The organism is Paenibacillus sp. 2003 (assembly GCF_031455635.1).
Lineage (GTDB): Bacteria > Bacillota > Bacilli > Paenibacillales > Paenibacillaceae > Paenibacillus > Paenibacillus amylolyticus_B.
The window spans coordinates 41,859-60,574 of sequence record NZ_JAVDTB010000005.1 but is presented as its reverse complement, the minus strand read 5'-3'; the positions used below and the strand labels follow the sequence as shown (position 1 = coordinate 60,574).

11 protein-coding genes and 2 tRNA genes are annotated in these 18,716 nt (G+C 45.8%); 10 read left to right on the top strand and 3 right to left on the bottom strand.

What is annotated here, in order from left to right; all coding sequences use genetic code 11:
* Nucleotides 1-103: 103 nt before the first annotated feature.
* The gene (locus tag J2X75_RS20375) at nucleotides 104-397 is read right to left on the bottom strand and encodes a magnetosome magnetite crystal formation protein family (protein WP_310339567.1); all 294 of its coding nucleotides are present in this window, start codon (nucleotides 395-397) and stop codon (nucleotides 104-106) included.
* Between the two features lie 441 nt (nucleotides 398-838).
* On the opposite strand from J2X75_RS20375, the gene J2X75_RS20370 reads away from it, so the two are divergent.
* The 3 genes from J2X75_RS20370 (at nucleotide 839) to J2X75_RS20360 (ending at nucleotide 6,326) form a co-directional block, all read left to right on the top strand.
* Nucleotides 839-912, top strand: a tRNA-Arg gene (locus J2X75_RS20370).
* A gap of 289 nt (nucleotides 913-1,201) precedes the next feature.
* Nucleotides 1,202-1,972 carry a class I SAM-dependent methyltransferase gene (locus J2X75_RS20365; protein WP_310339565.1) on the top strand — a complete coding sequence of 257 codons (771 nt, stop codon included), beginning with the start codon at nucleotides 1,202-1,204 and terminating at the stop codon, nucleotides 1,970-1,972.
* A gap of 394 nt (nucleotides 1,973-2,366) precedes the next feature.
* Nucleotides 2,367-6,326, top strand: coding sequence for a S8 family serine peptidase (locus J2X75_RS20360; protein WP_310339563.1), 3,960 nt, complete (start codon nucleotides 2,367-2,369; stop codon nucleotides 6,324-6,326).
* Nucleotides 6,327-6,453: 127 nt separating this feature from the next.
* On the opposite strand, the gene J2X75_RS20355 is transcribed toward J2X75_RS20360, so the two are convergent.
* On the bottom strand, nucleotides 6,454-7,683 hold the full coding sequence (locus J2X75_RS20355; protein ID WP_310339561.1) for a CynX/NimT family MFS transporter: 1,230 nt from the start codon (nucleotides 7,681-7,683) through the stop codon (nucleotides 6,454-6,456).
* 384 nt (nucleotides 7,684-8,067) lie between these two features.
* Nucleotides 8,068-8,141, bottom strand: a tRNA-Arg gene (locus J2X75_RS20350).
* 233 nt (nucleotides 8,142-8,374) lie between these two features.
* On the opposite strand from J2X75_RS20350, the gene J2X75_RS20345 reads away from it, so the two are divergent.
* The 7 genes from J2X75_RS20345 (at nucleotide 8,375) to lon (ending at nucleotide 18,586) form a co-directional block, all read left to right on the top strand.
* Nucleotides 8,375-9,307: a hypothetical protein gene (locus tag J2X75_RS20345; RefSeq protein WP_124117785.1), complete on the top strand. Its 933-nt coding sequence runs from the start codon at nucleotides 8,375-8,377 to the stop codon at nucleotides 9,305-9,307.
* A 138-nt stretch (nucleotides 9,308-9,445) separates the two neighbouring features.
* Nucleotides 9,446-10,786 (top strand): trigger factor, encoded by a 1,341-nt coding sequence (gene tig, locus J2X75_RS20340; protein WP_150364100.1) that lies wholly within the window; start codon nucleotides 9,446-9,448, stop codon nucleotides 10,784-10,786.
* A gap of 377 nt (nucleotides 10,787-11,163) precedes the next feature.
* Complete coding sequence (gene clpP / locus J2X75_RS20335; protein WP_036605886.1) at nucleotides 11,164-11,754, top strand: ATP-dependent Clp endopeptidase proteolytic subunit ClpP; 591 nt, start codon at nucleotides 11,164-11,166, stop codon at nucleotides 11,752-11,754.
* Nucleotides 11,755-11,766: 12 nt separating this feature from the next.
* Complete coding sequence (clpX, locus tag J2X75_RS20330) at nucleotides 11,767-13,020, top strand: ATP-dependent protease ATP-binding subunit ClpX (RefSeq protein ID WP_036605887.1); 1,254 nt, start codon at nucleotides 11,767-11,769, stop codon at nucleotides 13,018-13,020.
* A 120-nt stretch (nucleotides 13,021-13,140) separates the two neighbouring features.
* Nucleotides 13,141-14,238 carry a flavodoxin-dependent (E)-4-hydroxy-3-methylbut-2-enyl-diphosphate synthase gene (gene ispG, locus J2X75_RS20325; protein ID WP_017692591.1) on the top strand — a complete coding sequence of 366 codons (1,098 nt, stop codon included), beginning with the start codon at nucleotides 13,141-13,143 and terminating at the stop codon, nucleotides 14,236-14,238.
* Between the two features lie 167 nt (nucleotides 14,239-14,405).
* Entirely contained in the window at nucleotides 14,406-16,160 is a 1,755-nt protein-coding gene (gene lonB, locus J2X75_RS20320) for an ATP-dependent protease LonB (RefSeq protein WP_150364101.1), read from the top strand.
* Nucleotides 16,161-16,246: 86 nt separating this feature from the next.
* A complete protein-coding gene (gene lon, locus J2X75_RS20315; protein WP_310339553.1) occupies nucleotides 16,247-18,586 on the top strand; it encodes an endopeptidase La in 2,340 nt (779 codons plus the stop codon).
* Nucleotides 18,587-18,716: the final 130 nt, after the last annotated feature.

Sequence of the window (18,716 nt, the reverse complement as noted above, 5' to 3'; positions counted from 1 at the left end):
GTTGCTATTGCTGGTTGCTCTGACTGTATCTGTAACTGGAAAAACCCGCCGTTGTTGAACGGCGGTTTTTTTTGTGCGATGGTCAGATCAGGTGGAGATGTGATCAAGCATACTCGCGCAGTACTTGAATCCCTTTAACCACATTGTACACAAAGCTTAATCCGTAGATCACAAAGAATAAAATGACAAACCCAACGGCGGAACCCAGACTATGCGCAGTCACGAAGAAATAAAATAGCGGAATGGCAGCGAGAAAGGGGAATACATGTGAGAATAAGGCACGTTTTGCATGTCCCTCAATGTAATCATCCTTGGCAACAATCCATATAATGATCGGAAACAGGAACAGAGCAAAGAAAATACTAAAGTAGGACAGGGCTGATAAAAGTTGTCTCATGACGATTCTCTCCTTCAATGGATCATTGAAATGTATGTATGCAAAAGATTACCCAGCGATTCTGACATTGAAAATGTCTGCTGTTAATCTTACTCTAAATGTCCCTATCTCCTCAATATAACCTGTTCAAGCTATCATATTCTCAAAGGGATTGGAGTATGAGAATAATACGGTAAAGTACATTTATCGCCTTTGATTACGAATGATGCCTAGTGGCATCATCAACATCGAATATGGAATTCAGCCGAAATGTCCGTTGCTCACGTAGTTTGCCTACGCTCCGCTACTCCATTTCTAGCTTCATTCCATCTTCTCGGTACTGAAAACCGGACCTTTTGAACCCGTGGTTAAGTATAATTATTAATTTTTTTATAAAACTATTGAAAAATATAGAAATCAGAGTATAATAAGAACCGCGCCGAAAATTTATTATACATATTTGTCTCAGTAGCTCAGCTGGATAGAGCAACGCCCTTCTAAGGCGTCGGTCGGGGGTTCGAATCCCTCCTGGGACGTAAAAAAAGAAAACTTCCTTCGGGAAGTTTTCTTGCGTTCAGGGGAAGAGAACCCCAATGGTTCGTCGGAGCATTCGCTTCGTTAGCACTACATCGCAGTCTCGACTGGAAGGAGAGTATCCCTCCTGGGACGTAAAAAAACAAGAAGCTTCCTTCGGGAAGTTTTTTGCGTTTTGAGGGAATTGGTTTATTGGTTATACCTATAAATAATATAGAATTTATATATTTAAAGAATAAACAATTCTATGCCACAATGAGGATAGCAATAACGAAAGCGACGGTGGTATTCATGAAATCATTAAATCAATGGCAAGCAGATGAGTATGACAACAAACTGGCTTTTGTGTCCGGATACGGCAAAAATCTGATCTCTTGGCTTCAACCCCAAAAAGGGGAATACATTCTTGATCTGGGTTGCGGGACAGGGGATTTGACGCATGAAATTTCTCTGACCGGAGCTGAAGTTATTGGCATGGACGCATCGCCAGACATGATTCGCCGTGCGGGGGAGAAATTCCCTGAACTTGAGTTCGTGGAAGGAGACGGTCATCAGTTTGAGACGAATAGACTGTATGATGCCGTTTTCTCCAATGCAGCCCTGCACTGGATGCGAAGCCCGCGATTAGTGGTGGATAGTATATGGAAATCTTTGAAGTCTGGAGGGCGTTTTGTCGCAGAATTTGGTGGTAAAGGGAACGTGCAGACCATTGTGAATGCATTAGAGCAGGTTATGGAGCGAAACACGGGCATTCGTGCATCGGAACGTAATCCTTGGTATTTTCCGTCGATCGGAGAATATAGCCATATTTTAGAGCAACGTGGTTTTGTGGTGCGTCATGCCTATCACTATGACCGTCCTACCAGATTGGAAGATGGTGAGCAAGGTATAGTAGGCTGGTTGACTCATTTTGGAGGGGACTATTTTGAGGGTCTCAGTCATGAAGAGATACAACAAATATGCAAGGAAACCAGTCAGATCGTGAAGCCTCACCTTTGGAAAGATGATGCTCTGTATGCCGATTACAAACGTCTGCGTATTGAAGCCGTGAAGCCAGAATAAGTAGAATTTTGTGATATGTAGCAATTTTTATCGATGTTAAACGAATTGTCAAGATCCTTTGTATGCTAACCACGCTTCCCCTATACACCAGGAATCTCTTTCGGATAAAGAGGCTCTTGGTCTTTTTTTGATGCATTATTTTAAAAATGAAATATACAAACGACAAATAATTACAAAAGGATATTTTTATCATACTCAAGACCCATATAAGTAATTTCTATATCATATTTGTAAGTATTTAGAAGGAAAATGTGGTATTTTGATAGAATAATTTACCAAGGGTCAATCTTTCTTGCAGATAGGCGGTGAAATTGGAGTGTGTATTGCAGTACGCACAAACAGCAGGAACCCATCATTTGGTGACGTATTCACATTTAAAAGGAGGGGCAAAGCCTTGAGTAAACGATTGATATCCACGTTATTAAGTGTTCTGATGGTCTTTTCCATTATTCTCCCCGCAGCTGGAGCCGCTCCCGCAGATTCAGTTATTCAGCTTGACAACTTACCCAGTACAGCCGAAGCCAAACAATGGAGAGAGATTCTTGCAGGACGGGAAGCAAAACTTGCCGCAGATCCATTTTTGGATAAAAGCTTGGAAGGTCTGGGTGGAGAGAACACCCGAGTGATCGTTGAGCTTTCCAATAAACCTGTTGCAGTAGCGCAAGGTGAATCAACCCTCTCCGGAAAATCTTTTACCTCCTCTATGGAAACAAAGGCTGTGACTCAAGTTGAGCAACAACAACAGTCATTTGTACATAGCCTCACTCAGAAGAAAATCAAACATGAAGTATTGGAAGAATATGCATATGCCCTGAATGGTGTAGCGATTGAGCTTAAAGGAAACCAGGTGGGACAATTGCTTCAAATACCTGGCGTGGTCAGCGTATATCCTGACCTTGAAGTTACAATAGCGCCAGAAACAGATGAAGTGAACCCGTACATGAAAGACACAGCGCCTTTTATTGGTGCACCTGAAGTATGGGATCTGGGTTACAAAGGAAATGGCATTAAAGTCGGAGTCATTGATACAGGCATTGACTATGAACATCCTAATTTGCAAGAAGCCTACAAAGGTGGATGGGATTTTGTTGGAAACGACAATGATCCGTATGAAACAACATATCAAGAATGGAAAGGATCGGGCGAGCCTGAGCTTAACGAGCTTGGAAGCCCCTATTACACATCTCACGGTACACACGTAGCGGGTACCGTTGCTGCTCGCGAAGCGGGGGACTATGGTATTGTTGGTATTGCTCCTGAAGCAGATATCTATGCTTACCGTGTACTTGGACCGTATGGTAGTGGTCAAACCTCATGGGTACTCGGCGGAATTGATCGTTCTGTTCAAGATGGCATGGACGTAATCAATCTCTCGTTGGGTAACGCCGCCAACGACCCGAGTTATATTACTTCAGTTGCCCTGAACAATGCGATGTTGTCTGGTGTGACAGCGGTTGTAGCAAGTGGTAACAGCGGACCCAACCGTTATACACTCGGTTCTCCAGGTGCGTCTGCAATGGCTATTACGGTAGGTAACTCTACAGGACCTAGCCAGCTGATTACAGCTGATACTCACTTCTGGATTGGTGAGGAAGGCGAAGAGACACAACCTGAACAACAACCGGTGCCAGAGGTTGAACAATCTCCTGAACTGGGGACGGCACCTGGAACAGAAGCACCAGAAGTTTCAGAGCAAGGTGTACCCGCAACTGCTGATGAGGAAAGTGCAGCAGCTGTGGAGGACGCGGTTTCCGACGACGCTGAAGTTCCGAATGTAGAAGAAGCTACAGCAGAAGAAAATACTCCATCAGCATCACCTTCTGCACCGGTTGAAGCTTCTCCTGAAGCTGCCCCTGTGGAAGAAGAGTCTGTAATTGCTCCGACTGAAGCTCCACTGGCTATTACAGAGTCGGTTTACCGTCTGGATCTGATGGGATGGAGCCTGTCAGCAGACCCTGAAACTGTTTTGACAGGAAAATATGAGCTTGAATTTGCAGCACTGGGTAAGCCAACTGATTTTGAAGGCAAAGATTTTACAGGTAAAGTGGCATTAATACAGCGTGGTGAACTCGCATTTGTAGAGAAAATCGCCAATGCCAAAGCGGCCGGAGCCTTGGCTGTTATTGTATATAACAACATTCCCGGTCCAATCGGTGTAAGCCTGGGCGATAACTTTGAACTCATTCCAACACTGAGCATGTCCAAGGAAGATGGAGATGTGATCAAGGCTGAGCTAGACGCAGGCCAAGCCGTTGAAGTGAGCTTTAGTGATTTTGAACGTTCCCAAACTCCGGGCGATGAAATGAATTCATCCAGTTCACGTGGACCTGCAAAGGTAACACTGGACATCAAACCGGATATTGTTGCACCAGGTACAAGCATTTTGTCTACGATTCCTGCCTACGGCAAGGATGAGCCAGACGCAGATTACGCACAAGCTTATGATCGTAAATCAGGTACAAGTATGGCTACACCTCATGTAGCAGGTTTGATTGCGCTGCTGATCGAGAAGCATCCGGAATGGACACCATTTGATATCAAAGTTGCACTGATGAACAATAGTAAGGTGCTGGATACAACCAAGTTTGATGTATTTGATCAAGGTGCTGGCCGTATTCAGGCTGTTAATACCATTGATCCTGCAGCTTTTGTCAAAGTGCTTGATGTAACTCAATACACAGAAAGTGGCTCTGTTGTTGAAAAGGAAAATATCACCGGAAGTATCAACTACGGTAATTTCCTGAGCACAGATGAAAAGACGATTACCAAAACGATTAAAGTTGAAGCGCTGAATGGTAGTGGCGGGGATTACACCGTAAATGTGAATCCGACTCGTAATGTCGCTGGTGTATCTGTTGCCGTAGACAAGAATTCCTTTACATTGAATGGTGAGGAAGAACTTGCAGTGACAATCACCGTTCCGCGTGGGGTTACTGCAACTACGGAAGCACAAGGATACATTGAGTTCTCGAATGGAACCAATACTTTTACTGTGCCATATGTTGCTCATTTCAATGTTACGTTGAGTGGAGTTAAGTATATTGAAACTGTAAAAGGTACTGAAAAAAATCCATTCCACTATCCATTGAAGGCTGATGGTACGTTGGATACCCTTAATGTAGCGATGGAATTTTATAATCCAATGACATTTGCCCTGATTGAGATCTATGATGGTCTTAATCCGGAAGGTGGATATTATCAAGATGGTTATATCGGCTCCATCTTTGGTAACTATTTTAACTTCAATGCCAATGCAAGATACAACCTTGCTTGGGACGGCTCATATGCAGATTACACAACCGATGAAGTGACTGAGATTCCGGATGGTTTATATACGGTAGACATCACTACTATTGGTACGGACGGCAAAACTTATAAGGAAGACACTTCGCCATTTTTGGTGAAAAAGACAGCTCCGGCTGTAACTGCACCAGAAGCGTTGGAGTTCAAAGAGGATGAGTCTGCTGTTCTTAATGGTAGCGTGGAGGACTTGTACTTCCGTGTAGCTCCTGCGCTTGCCAGCGGATGGGACATCACGTTTGATCCGGCCGCTTCCCTGGAAGCAACGTATGTTGTGAAAAAAGAGGATGGTTCGGTTTATAAAGAAGGAGTCTTTGAAGTACAAGCTGATGGTACCTTCAGCCTTCCTTTGGAGGGAATTGAAGCAGGCGAGTATGCTGTTGAACTTACGGTAAAAGACCAACAGGGGCTTTCGGGCACAGCCAATACGGCACTGAAGTTGGAAGCCGTGGAGACCGAACCTGAAACTCCGGCAACTAAGGCCCCAGGTACGCCTGTATTGTCTCACAATAACTGGGTAGGCAACGGCTTACCAGAGGGCGCGTATATCGTTACAATGAACCTGTGGTGGGGCGAGAACGCAACTAGCTACAAGTTATATGAGGACGGGGTTTTGGTTGATACGCAAAAGTTGACTTACAACTCACCTTGGGCGCAGTTTGCTCAGACGAAGATCACGGGCAAAGCCAATGGCACGTATACGTACGTGGCTGAGCTGACTAACGACAAGGGAACAACGCGTAGTCAAACGTTGACTGTTCGGGTTACCAACGCAACGCCAGGCAAAGCGGTTCTCTCTCAGGATAACTGGGATGGCGACGGCCATTATAAGGTGACCATGAACCTGTGGTGGGGGACCAACGCTACAGAGTATCGTCTCTATGAAAATGATAAGTTGATCGATACGCAAGAACTCCGTTCGGCTACACCTTATGCGCAAAGTGCTGTGACTACACTGTCCGGGAAAGCATCGGGCACGTATACGTATCGGGCAGAGTTAATTAACGCAGCCGGCGTTACCAGCACAGACACGATTAAGGTAAAAGTGAAGTAACTTCATTCCTCATTGAAATTGATTAAAATTGAATAAATTAATGAAGGAATTGTTCTATGCATAAACGGCCTCCATCCTGATTTTCAGGATGGAGGCCGTTTTGTTTTTCTATAAATAAATTGTATGGCTAACCGATCATTCTATTTTTGCTGGCCTGAATCCCTGCGATTAGCAAAGCGATGGCCAGAATGACCTGTATTAGCAACGGAAGGGTCCATCCTTTTGTCCAGTCATGAAGCATGCCGAACAGTAGAGGTCCCACTGCAGCAAGCATATATCCGAAGGACTGAGCCATCCCGGACAGGCTGGCAGCTTGTCTGGCATCTTTTGTGCGAAGGACGAAGAACATGGTTACCATTCCAAATGAAGCTCCAGCACCTATTCCTGCCAACGTGACACCAATGGTAACGAGCGAAGCGATACCAGTTAACAATAAAGCATACCCGACAATTAAAGAAGAGCACGTTATCGCGGTTAGAACACGCTGATCTCGCGTTCGGCCAGCGAGGATTGGAACGATAAAGGTAGCCGGTACACTAACCATCTGCATTAGGGAGAGCATCCACCCTGCTGAGGTGGGGCTGAATCCTTGCTCAGCGAGAATCTCGGGAAGCCAGGTAATCGTTGTATAGAATATTAGAGACTGCAGACCCATAAATAAAGTAATGAACCAGGCCAGAGAAGAGGTCCGTAGACGTACAGGCGTCCCTTCACTTTGTGTGGCTATGAATAACATTCGCTGACGTCCTGCGGCGATCTGGGGGAGCCACAAGAGAAGCGCCAATATGGACAACAAGGCCCACATGCCTAACGAAGCACGCCAACCCATAGATGTGGCTCCTGCTACGGGCACACTCACACCTGAGGCGATGGCGCCAAATATGTTCATGGATACAGAGTATAATCCGGTGACGATACCTACCCGCAATGGAAAATCACGTTTGATCAAACTTGGCAAAAGCACGTTGCTTAATGCAATGCCGCACCCCAAAATTGCGGTTCCTGCATATAAGGAGAGAACGGAAGGCAACAAGCGTAAGGCCACCCCAAGGGTTACAATCATAACAGCCAATAGCAGAGCAGATTCGAGTCCTAACCGCTTGGCTAGACGTGGTGCAAAAGGAGAGACTGCTGCAAAGGCAAGCAAAGGAAGTGAGGTCAGAAGCCCAACCATTGTATGGCCGATACCTGTATCTGAGCGGATCATCTCCACTACAGGTCCGGTTGCTGTAATCGGTGATCTCATGGTAGCGGCGATGACGATAATGCCTGCTAACAACAGGCCGAATCTTTTGGATGTCGAAGAATGTTCTTCCTCGGTATGGATAGGTGAGTGCTGCTGTATTGAAGATGACATTGATAAAATCTCCTGTTTCCTAAGAAGTTAATATGTATGGATTGTTACATAATCCACTCCGTAAGCATAACATTCTATGTCAATATTGAGCAATGAAATGAAAAAACACCCAATGGACCGTGGGTGCCTCGTGCGGCTGCTCCAATGCAGCGACATAGAGCATATAACGAAGTGAATGCTCCGACGAACCATTGGGGTTCTCATCCCCAGACGCAAAAAGAAGCTTCCCGAAGGAAGCTTCTTTTTAATACGTCCCAGGAGGGATACTCTCCTTGCAGTCGAGACTGCGAAGTGGTGCTAACGAAGCGAATGCTCCGACGAACCGTTGGGGTTCTCATCCCCAGAACGCAAAAAAAGCTTCCCGAAGGAAGCTTCTTTTTAAGACGTCCCAGGAGGGATTCGAACCCCCGACCGACGCCTTAGAAGGGCGTTGCTCTATCCAGCTGAGCTACTGAGACATGAATTTTTTCAAGCAAAATTGATTTTATCATATGCATACAGGAATATCAAGCATTTTATTTTAAACTGTTTTTCGTATATGATATTTGGCGGCAGTAACGTTTTTTTCATTATATTTAAGGTTATGTTAGAATATCAGGAGAACTCAAAAATAGATCAACAATCGTTTTAATATATACATCTATTTAGGTTGATTCCAACTGGATATTCAGGATATAGAGGAGGTGCTCCCATTAAGGAATCCACGACCCCGGAAACCGAGCATAACAACAATATTGTGCTGTTTCCTAAGACGCTGGACTATTACCAGATTCAATTGACAGTTATGCTTGAAAATGAACGGTATGGTGAAGCGATGAAATTGCTTCACTTTTTGCTGCAATGTCAGGGACAGGAAGAGCGCCACTATGATGAATGGCGGGCCCTGCTTGAATGGCTTCAGGCTGCGTTTCCTCAATATGAAGAAACCTCGCCTGTCGTGCTTGAAGAACGAGAAGAAGAAGAGATTAGTGAGGAAGACATGGCACGGCATCATGCCCGAATGAAGCTTGAACAGGATGATGGCTATGCAGATAAGATGCTTCGCACAGTCATGGAGGAGCCGCTGTCTGAACAGACGATGCTGGCTTTGGAGCAGCTGGCTTATCTTGATCTGCCGAAGATTGACGAGGCACTTACGAGTTGGTTAAAAGATAAGTCGCTTCACCCTCTGCTTCAATTCCGGGTGCTGCAAACCTTGCGTCGCCGAGGTGTTCAAGGTATGATCCTGTTTACGAGAGGCGAAGAGCAGGTTGAAGTCGAGATCGACACCGTGCCTCTTAGACCAGAGGAATTCCCAATCCAAATCGTTCAGATTCTGGAACGAGTGGCAGATCAGACGGAGGTTCATGAACCTACGCTCTTTTATTTTGCCCAGGAACTGTGGATACAATATGTCATGGCGGTGTATGGAACCCGTGATTATGTATCGATGCTGGAAGAAAATGATTCCATGACAGATATATGGGCAGCAGCTCTACATATGACCGTTGCAGACAGTCTGGGTGGTTCGCATGATGAGGAGAATACCCGCTCAATGTATGCTGTGACAGGCGCGATGCGCTTTCGACTGGAGCAGGCTTATCGTTCCATGAAACAGTTTGTATCTGCCGGTTTGGATGGTTAATCGAGGCCGGAAACGTTTTCCTTAAACCGTATCAAGGGATTCCCCTTGAAAAAGAATCTAATCTTGTTTATACTAAAATGGTTATTTTGTACGTGATTGCCTACGTGAACATGTGAATTTTGGAGGGGAAAGTATACAATGAAAGCAACTTGGGAAAAGATAGAGAAGAACCTTGGGGTTCTTGAGGTTGAAGTGGATGCAGATCGTGTAACTGCAGCACTCGACAAAGCTTTTAATAAAGTGGTTAAACAAGCAAACGTACCTGGATTCCGTAAAGGTAAAGTACCACGTTCCATCTTCGAAGCACGTTTTGGTGTAGAGAGCCTTTATCAAGAAGCAATCGACATTTTGCTTCCTGAAGCTTATACAGAAGCAATCGACCAAACGGATATTTTCCCGGTTGATCGTCCTGACGTAGATGTTGAACAATTTGCTAAAGGACAAACATTCAAGTTCAAAGCAAAAGTAACTGTGAAACCTGAAGTTACTCTTGGTGAGTACAAAGGAATCGAAGTTGCTGTAGCAAAAGGTGAAGTAACTGACGCAGAAGTGACTGAAGAACTTGAGCGTCTTCAACAACGTCACGCTGAACTCGTTGTAATTGACGAAGGTTCCGCTGCTAACGGCGACGTTGCAGTAATCGACTTCGACGGTTCCGTTGATGGTGTACCTTTCGAAGGTGGACAAGCTGAGCGGTATTCCCTGGAACTGGGTTCCAACACATTCATTCCTGGATTTGAAGAGCAAGTTGTGGGTCTGTCCACAGGTGACTTCAAAGACGTAGAAGTGACTTTCCCAGAGAGCTACCATGCAGCAGAACTTGCTGGCAAACAAGCGGTATTCAAAGTGAAAATTCACGAAATCAAACGCAAACAGCTTCCTGCATTGGATGATGAGTTTGCTAAAGATGTTAGCGAATTTGACACACTTGAAGAGTACAAAGCTGACCTGAAAACACAATTGGAATCCCGTAAAGCTGACGAAGCCAAAGCTGCACAAGAAAATGCAGTTGTAGAAAAAGTGGCTGAGAACGCTGAAGTGGACATTCCTGCTGCAATGGTTGAGAGCGAAGTACAAAACATGATGCGTGATTTCGACAACCGTCTGCGCAACCAAGGTATGAACCTTGAAATGTTCCTGAGCTTCTCTGGCCAGACTCAAGCTGACCTGAGAGGACAAATGCAAGAAGATGCTTCCAAACGTGTTCGCAACAACCTGGTGCTTGAAGCTGTAGGTAAAGCGGAAAACATTGAAGTATCTGACGAAGAAGTGAATCAAGAACTCGAGAAAATGGCTGAATCTTACAAGCGTCCTGCTGATGAGATCCGTGGCATCCTCGAAGGTAATGGTTCCCTGGACAGCCTTCGCGATGAAGTAAAACTGCGTAAAACGATTGATGTTCTCGTTGAGAACAGCACAGTTGTTGAACCAGTTGAAGCTCCAGCTGAAGAAGTTGTTGCAGAAGCTGACGAAAAATAAGACAAGCTGTTATCAACTTGTCAGTTGAATAAACGATAAGGCACGTGAATTATTGCGTGCCTTATTTTTAAATTATGACATCCATTTTATAGAAAATGAAGTAATTATATGGATGAATACTAATTTTATTGATCCACGTACACTTTTTACATACCTATGTACTTCATGAAATAAAAAACGGCAAGACGGCATAGGATGGCTTCAATTTGCACATACATAGAAAACATGGTTAAATATGATCAGGCTAAAAAGTAAACAAACGGATGTCTGACCCCTCTTGTGAAAAATGACATTGTCACAGGAAAGTGTTAGAATGAATTTGGGTTTGCTTTACAGGTGGCCTATGTCTAATTACATGTAGAAAAGAGGTTGGTCTCATGAGTCTGGTGCCAATGGTTATAGAACAAACTAATCGAGGCGAGCGGTCTTACGATATATATTCGCGTTTGCTGAAAGATCGCATTATCTTTCTAACCAGTGCGATTGATGACGATGTAGCCAATCTTGTCATAGCACAGCTTTTGTTTTTGGCAGCCGACGATCCTGAGAAGGATATCAGCTTGTACATTAATTCACCTGGTGGTTCTGTCACCGCAGGGATGGGTATATACGATACGATGCAATTTATCAAGCCGGATGTATCTACCATTTGCGTAGGGATGGCAGCTAGCATGGGCTCGTTATTGCTGACAGCCGGTGCACCTGGCAAGAGATATGCGCTGACAAACAGCGAAGTAATGATTCATCAGCCGCTTGGCGGCATTCAAGGACAGGCTGCGGATATTAAGATACACGCAGAATGGATTATTAAAACACGTCAGAAACTGAATCAAATATACGTCGATCGTACGGGTCAACCTCTTGAGAAAATTGAGCGGGATACAGACCGTGACTTCTTCATGAGCGCTGAAGAAGCTAAGACGTACGGCATTATTGACCAGGTGCTCAGTAGACCGATCAATTCCTAAAGGGGTGGTTTCATGTTTAAATTTAACGATGAGAAAGGGCAATTGAAATGCTCTTTTTGCGGTAAATCTCAGGAGCAGGTACGCAAGTTGGTCGCTGGACCAGGCGTGTACATTTGTGATGAATGTATCGAACTTTGCACCGAAATCGTTGAGGAAGAACTTGGTCATGATGAAGAAGTAGACCTGAAAGATATTCCGAAACCAAAAGAAATTCGTAATATTCTGGATCAATATGTTATTGGACAGGAACAAGCGAAAAAATCATTGTCTGTTGCCGTGTATAATCACTACAAACGGATCAACACACAAAGCAAAATTGAAGACGTTGAATTGTCAAAGAGTAACATTTTGTTGTTAGGACCAACAGGTTCTGGTAAAACGTTGCTTGCGCAAACGATGGCAAAAATTTTGAATGTTCCTTTTGCTATTGCGGATGCTACGTCATTAACAGAAGCGGGTTACGTGGGTGAGGATGTAGAGAACATCCTGCTCAAACTGATTCAAGCTGCTGATTATGATGTGGAAAAAGCAGAGCGTGGCATTATTTATATCGATGAGATTGATAAAGTAGCGCGTAAATCCGAAAACCCATCCATAACTCGTGATGTATCGGGCGAAGGTGTGCAACAGGCTCTCTTGAAAATTCTTGAAGGAACTGTGGCTTCTGTACCACCACAAGGTGGTCGTAAACATCCTCATCAAGAATTCATTCAGATCGATACAACGAATATCCTGTTCATTTGCGGCGGTGCCTTTGATGGTCTGGAGCAAATGATCAAACGCCGGATCGGTAAAAAAGTCATTGGCTTCAATACCGTTTCTGAGCAAAAAGATCTGAAACCAGGTGAATACCTGGGTATGGTATTGCCGGAAGATTTGCTGAAATTTGGTCTGATTCCGGAATTTGTAGGCCGTCTGCCAGTCATCTCCACTTTGGAGCCACTGGATGAAGATACGCTGGTACGGATTCTTTCCGAACCAAAAAACGCGCTTACCAAACAGTACCAAAAACTGCTTGAGCTGGATAATGTGAATCTGGTATTTGAACCAGCTGCATTGCTCGCGATTGCAAAAGAAGCAATTAAACGTAACACAGGTGCACGTGGATTGCGTGCCATCATTGAAGGCATCATGCTTGAAATCATGTATGAAGTGCCTTCACGTGAAGATGTTACGAACTGTGTCATTACCGAAGAAGTTGTTGAGAAAAGAGTCGTGCCTGAACTAAGCCAATCGAAGGACGATAAGCAGGAAGAGAGCGCCTAATAAAGGCCTGAATCCCGTTGAACTCTGAAATATAGACTTGTCAGTTCTCCACTTTGGCAGAAGGCGAATTCATGTCTCTGTCAGGGTGGAGCTTTGACGTTGTGGGGAGAGAAATCACTCATGTATTTAAGACAGGATACACGTCCCGTAAAAGTGGGAAACGTAACGATCGGTGGCAGTAACGAAGTCATTATCCAAAGTATGTGTACAACCAAAACGGCAGACGTTGAAGCAACGGTTGCAGAGATTCTGCGACTGGAAGAAGCGGGTTGTCAAGTGGTACGTGTAACGGTGAATAATGAGGAAGCTGCCGCAGCCATCAAGGAAATCAAAAAACGCATTAATATACCGCTAGTAGCGGACATTCATTTTAACTATAAGCTGGCTTTACTTGCGATTGAGAACGGCATCGATAAAGTTCGGATTAATCCAGGTAACATCGGTAAACGTGCAAAAGTGGAAGAAGTGGTTAAGGCTTGTAAAGACCGCGGCATTCCGATTCGGATTGGAGTAAATGCGGGGTCTTTGGAAAACCATCTCCTTGAGAAGTACGGGTATCCTACGGCAGATGCTATGGTAGAAAGTGCATTGTATCACATTGGTATTTTGGAAGAGCTTGATTTCCATGATATCATCGTGTCTCTCAAAGCATCGGATGTGCCGATGGCGATTGAGGCGTATACCAAAGCAGCTCAAATCATTCCGTATCCGTTGCATCTCGGGATTACCGAAGCGGGTACCTTGTTCTCCGGTACGATCAAAAGCTCCGCAGGTATGGGAGCCTTGCTCTCTATGGGTATTGGTTCAACGATGCGGATCTCACTGAGTGCGGACCCGGTAGAAGAAATCAAGGTTGCTCGTGATCTGCTCAAAACATTTGGACTCATCACAAATGCAGCTACATTGATCTCCTGCCCAACGTGTGGACGTTTGGATATCGACCTGTTCTCCATTGCCAACGAAGTGGAGGAGTATATCTCCAAACTGAAGGTGCCGATTAAAGTATCGGTGTTGGGTTGTGCGGTTAATGGTCCAGGTGAGGCCAAAGAAGCGGATATCGGGATTGCCGGTGCTCGTGGAGAAGGTCTCTTGTTCCGTCACGGCAAGATGATCCGTAAAGTGCCTGAAGAAATCATGGTTGAGGAATTAAAAAAAGAGATCGACAAAATCGTCGAAGCCTACGAAGAGACAGGTGTTATTCCTGGTCGTTCGCACTGATTGATTCATATCTTGTTACAACAAAAGCTCGCCAGCAATGGCGGGCTTTTTATTTTCTCGCATACAAATTCCGCATCGCCCGTTTACGTCGCGTTGAAAAGGCTATACTACCAAGTATTAGCATGATCTCATATGAGAATAGCGACAAAATAGGAGGATGTGAAGACATGGAATTTGGTATGGTCATCATGTTGATTCAGTTATTTTTTGGAGTGGTGATTGGTTTGTATTTCTGGAACCTGCTGCGTGGCCAGAAAACAAACCGTAGTGCCGTTGAGCGTGAATCTCGCAAGGAACTGGAGAAGCTGCGCAAGCTGCGTTCGATCTCACTCACCAAGCCGCTGTCGGAGAAGACGCGTCCAGCTACCATTAACGATATTGTTGGGCAAAAAGATGGGTTGCGTGCCCTTAAAGCTGCATTATGCAGTGCGAATCCGCAACATGTTATCATTTATGGCCCTCCCGGAGTCGGGAAGACAGCTGCCGCAAGGGTTGTGTTGGAAGAGGCCAAGAAGAATCCATCTTCTCCTTTCAAGCCAGACGCCAAATTCACGGAGCTGGATGCAACAACAGCCCGTTTTGATGAGCGTGGTATTGCGGACCCCTTAATTGGTTCGGTTCATGATCCGATATATCAGGGAGCAGGAGCTATGGGCGTTGCCGGTATTCCCCAACCAAAACCGGGCGCTGTGACGAAAGCGCATGGAGGAATGCTTTTTATTGATGAAATTGGTGAATTACATTCGATTCAGATGAATAAGCTGTTGAAAGTGTTGGAGGATCGCAAGGTGTTTTTGGAGAGTGCGTACTATAACTCGGAAGACACGCATACTCCTGCTTATATCCACGATATTTTTCAAAATGGCCTGCCGGCCGATTTCCGCCTTGTTGGAGCAACGACTCGTTCGCCTCATGAACTGCCACCAGCTTTGCGTTCCCGCTGCATGGAAGTTTATTTCCGTCCTTTGTTGCCTGAGGAGATTGGGCGAATTGCAGAGGATGCTGTTCAGAAAATAGGGTTCAGTCCATGTCCGGATGCCGTTGATGTGGTCAAGCGATATGCAACCAATGGACGTGAAGCAGTCAATATCATCCAGCTGGCTGCTGGACTTGCGCTGACAGAGAAGCGTGAGACGCTTCAGGCGTCTGATGTGGAGTGGGTGGCGGGTAGCAGCCAGATTCAGCCACGGCCTGATCGGAAGGTCCCTACACAGCCGCAGGTGGGGTTTGTTAATGGCTTGGCGGTATACGGGCCGAATATGGGAACCATTTTGGAGATCGAAGTGTCTGCTGTTCCGGCTCTTAAAGATCAAGGCCGAATCAACATTACAGGCGTTGTGGATGAAGAAGAGATTGGAGGCGGTTCGCGTACACTCCGGCGAAAAAGTATGGCCAAAGGGTCGGTTGAAAATGTGTTAACCGTATTAAAAGCCATGGGTATTCGTCCGAATGATTACGATTTACACGTGAATTTCCCAGGTGGGACGCCTATTGATGGTCCATCTGCCGGGATTGCGATGGCGACTGCCATTACATCAGCCATTCAGGGACGCCCTGTGGATCATGAGATAGCGATGACTGGCGAGATCAGTATTCATGGTCGGGTTAAGCCTATTGGTGGCGTGCTGGCCAAGGTGGAGGCTGCCTTTCAGGCAGGAGCGAAGACCGTTATTATTCCTGCGGAGAACTGGCAGTCCATTTTTGAGAATCTGGATGGCTTGCGCGTTATCCCGGTAGATACGGTACAGGACGTATTCCGTGAAGTGTTCGACTGGGTTCCGGAATTACAACAGATGGAACAAACGAAGCTTGCAGAGGAGACAGTTGCACCTGCACCGGAGATTTTTCCACCGGCATCCGCTTCCTATTTGCGTGCGGACGTGCCTCGTCCAGGACAGGTTACAGATTCGGGAAGCTGCTAAGCGCTTCCCTTCATTGGTTTTTTATGTGAACATTTGATAGAATAATGAATGACTACAACCTGAGAGCCATTGGAGGTGCGAAAGCGATGGGACCGAGCAAAGCGAAAGGTCGTCGTTTTCCTTTACTGCCTTTAAGAGGACTTCTCGTCTACCCGAGTATGGTACTGCATCTCGATGTGGGCCGGGAGAAATCGGTCAAGGCTTTAGAAAAAGCGATGGTAGAAGAACATCTGATTCTCCTATGTTCCCAAGCCGAAGTAAATATTGAAGAACCAACACAAGAGGACATTTTCAGAATCGGAACCGTGGCCAAGGTCAGACAGATGCTGAAGCTTCCGAATGGTACGATTCGTGTACTCGTGGAAGGCTTGGAACGGGCTGAAATTATTGAATATACGGACAACGAGGAATATTATGAAGTACTGGCTAAAGAGCTGCCTGAAGAGGAGAATACCCATCCGGAGACGGATGCCTTGATGCGTACCGTTCTGAACCAGTTCGAGAATTATATTAATCTGTCCAAAAAAGTGACACCAGAGACACTCGCAGCGGTGTCTGACATCGAAGAACCAGGGCGTCTGGCCGATGTCATCACGAGTCACCTGTCCTTGAAGATCAAGGATAAACAGGAAATTCTGGAGACCATCGACGTTCGGGAACGTCTGGAGAAATTGCTGGATATCCTGAACAATGAGCGCGAAGTGCTGGAGCTTGAACGCAAGATCAGCCAACGTGTGAAGAAACAGATGGAGAAAACGCAGAAGGAATATTATTTGCGCGAGCAGATGAAAGCGATCCAGAAAGAACTGGGTGAAAAAGAAGGCCGCGCGGGTGAGGTCGAGGAACTTCGTACTCAGATGGAAGAACTCGGCTTGCCGGACAAGGTGAAAGAAAAGGTCGAGAAAGAAATTGATCGACTGGAGAAAATGCCTGCAAGTTCAGCCGAGGGCGGAGTCATTCGCAACTACGTGGATTGGCTGCTTGGCCTTCCTTGGAGTCAGATGACAGCGGATGATCTGGATATCCAAAAAGCCGAAGATGTGCTCAATGCAGATCATTACGGACTGGAAAAGCCCAAAGAGCGTGTGCTTGAATATCTGGCTGTCCAGAAGCTCGTCAAGAAGCTCAAAGGGCCAATTCTCTGTCTGGTTGGACCTCCAGGGGTCGGTAAAACATCACTTGCTCGTTCGATCGCCAGATCGCTGGGTCGGGAGTTTGTAAGAATATCTCTTGGCGGCGTACGTGATGAAGCCGAGATTCGTGGTCACCGACGCACCTATGTAGGAGCAATGCCTGGGCGTATCATCCAAGGGATGAAAACGGCAGGTTCACTGAATCCGGTATTCCTGCTGGACGAGATCGATAAGATGGCTTCAGACTTCCGCGGAGATCCTTCCGCAGCGTTACTTGAGGTGCTTGATCCGGAACAGAATAATACGTTTAGTGATCACTTTGTCGAATTGCCGTTTGACTTATCCAACGTTATGTTTATAACAACTGCCAACACGGTACACAATATTCCGCGTCCATTGCTGGATCGGATGGAAATGCTCAACATCCCTGGTTACACGGAGCTGGAGAAGCTGCAAATTGCGAAAAACTATTTGTTGCCCAAACAGAAGCAGGACCATGGTCTGGAAGAAGAGCAATTGGAAATCCCGGATGACGCGTTGTTGCGTGTAATTCGTGAATATACACGGGAGTCAGGTGTGCGTAATCTGGAACAGCAGATGGCTTCGTTGTGCCGAAAAGCTGCGAAAAACATCGTATCTGGTGTGGAAGGTCAGATTAACATCTCATCAGATGAGATCAAAGAATACCTTGGACCTGGCAAGTTCCGTTATGGTATGGCTGAACTGGAAGACCAGATTGGTACCGTAACAGGTCTGGCGTGGACTGAAGTGGGTGGAGATACCCTTGTCATTGAAGTGACTGTTGTGCCTGGAACAGGTAAATTGACTCTCACAGGTAAACTGGGGGATGTCATGAAGGAATCGGCACAAGCCGCATTCAGTTACACCCGTTCCAAAGCTACACAGCTTGGAATTTCGCCTGACTTCCATGAGAAGAACGATATCCATATCCACGTTCCGGAAGGAGCGATTCCGAAGGATGGTCCATCTGCCGGGATTACGATGGCAACAGCGTTAATCTCAGCCTTGACGAACAAACATGTGTCCAAGGATATCGCGATGACTGGTGAAATAACACTACGTGGACGTGTGCTGCCGATTGGTGGCCTGAAAGAGAAATCACTGGCAGCCCATCGTGCCGGCTATAAAAAAATATTATTGCCTAAGGATAACGAACGGGACCTGCGTGACATTCCAGACAGCATCAAGGAAGATGTGGAGTTTGTCCCTGTAGCCCATATGGATCAGGTATTGCAGCATGCACTTGTTGAGCAGACAGGAATTCACCTGTAATCCACGTATCCGAAAGGTTCGTATGAAGATTAGACCGTTCTGCGGAGGCTTCGGCGTCCGCTTGAACGGTTTTTTTGGTATGATAGAACAATCCATGGCATAATACCTTCAACAGGTGATGCATAGCACA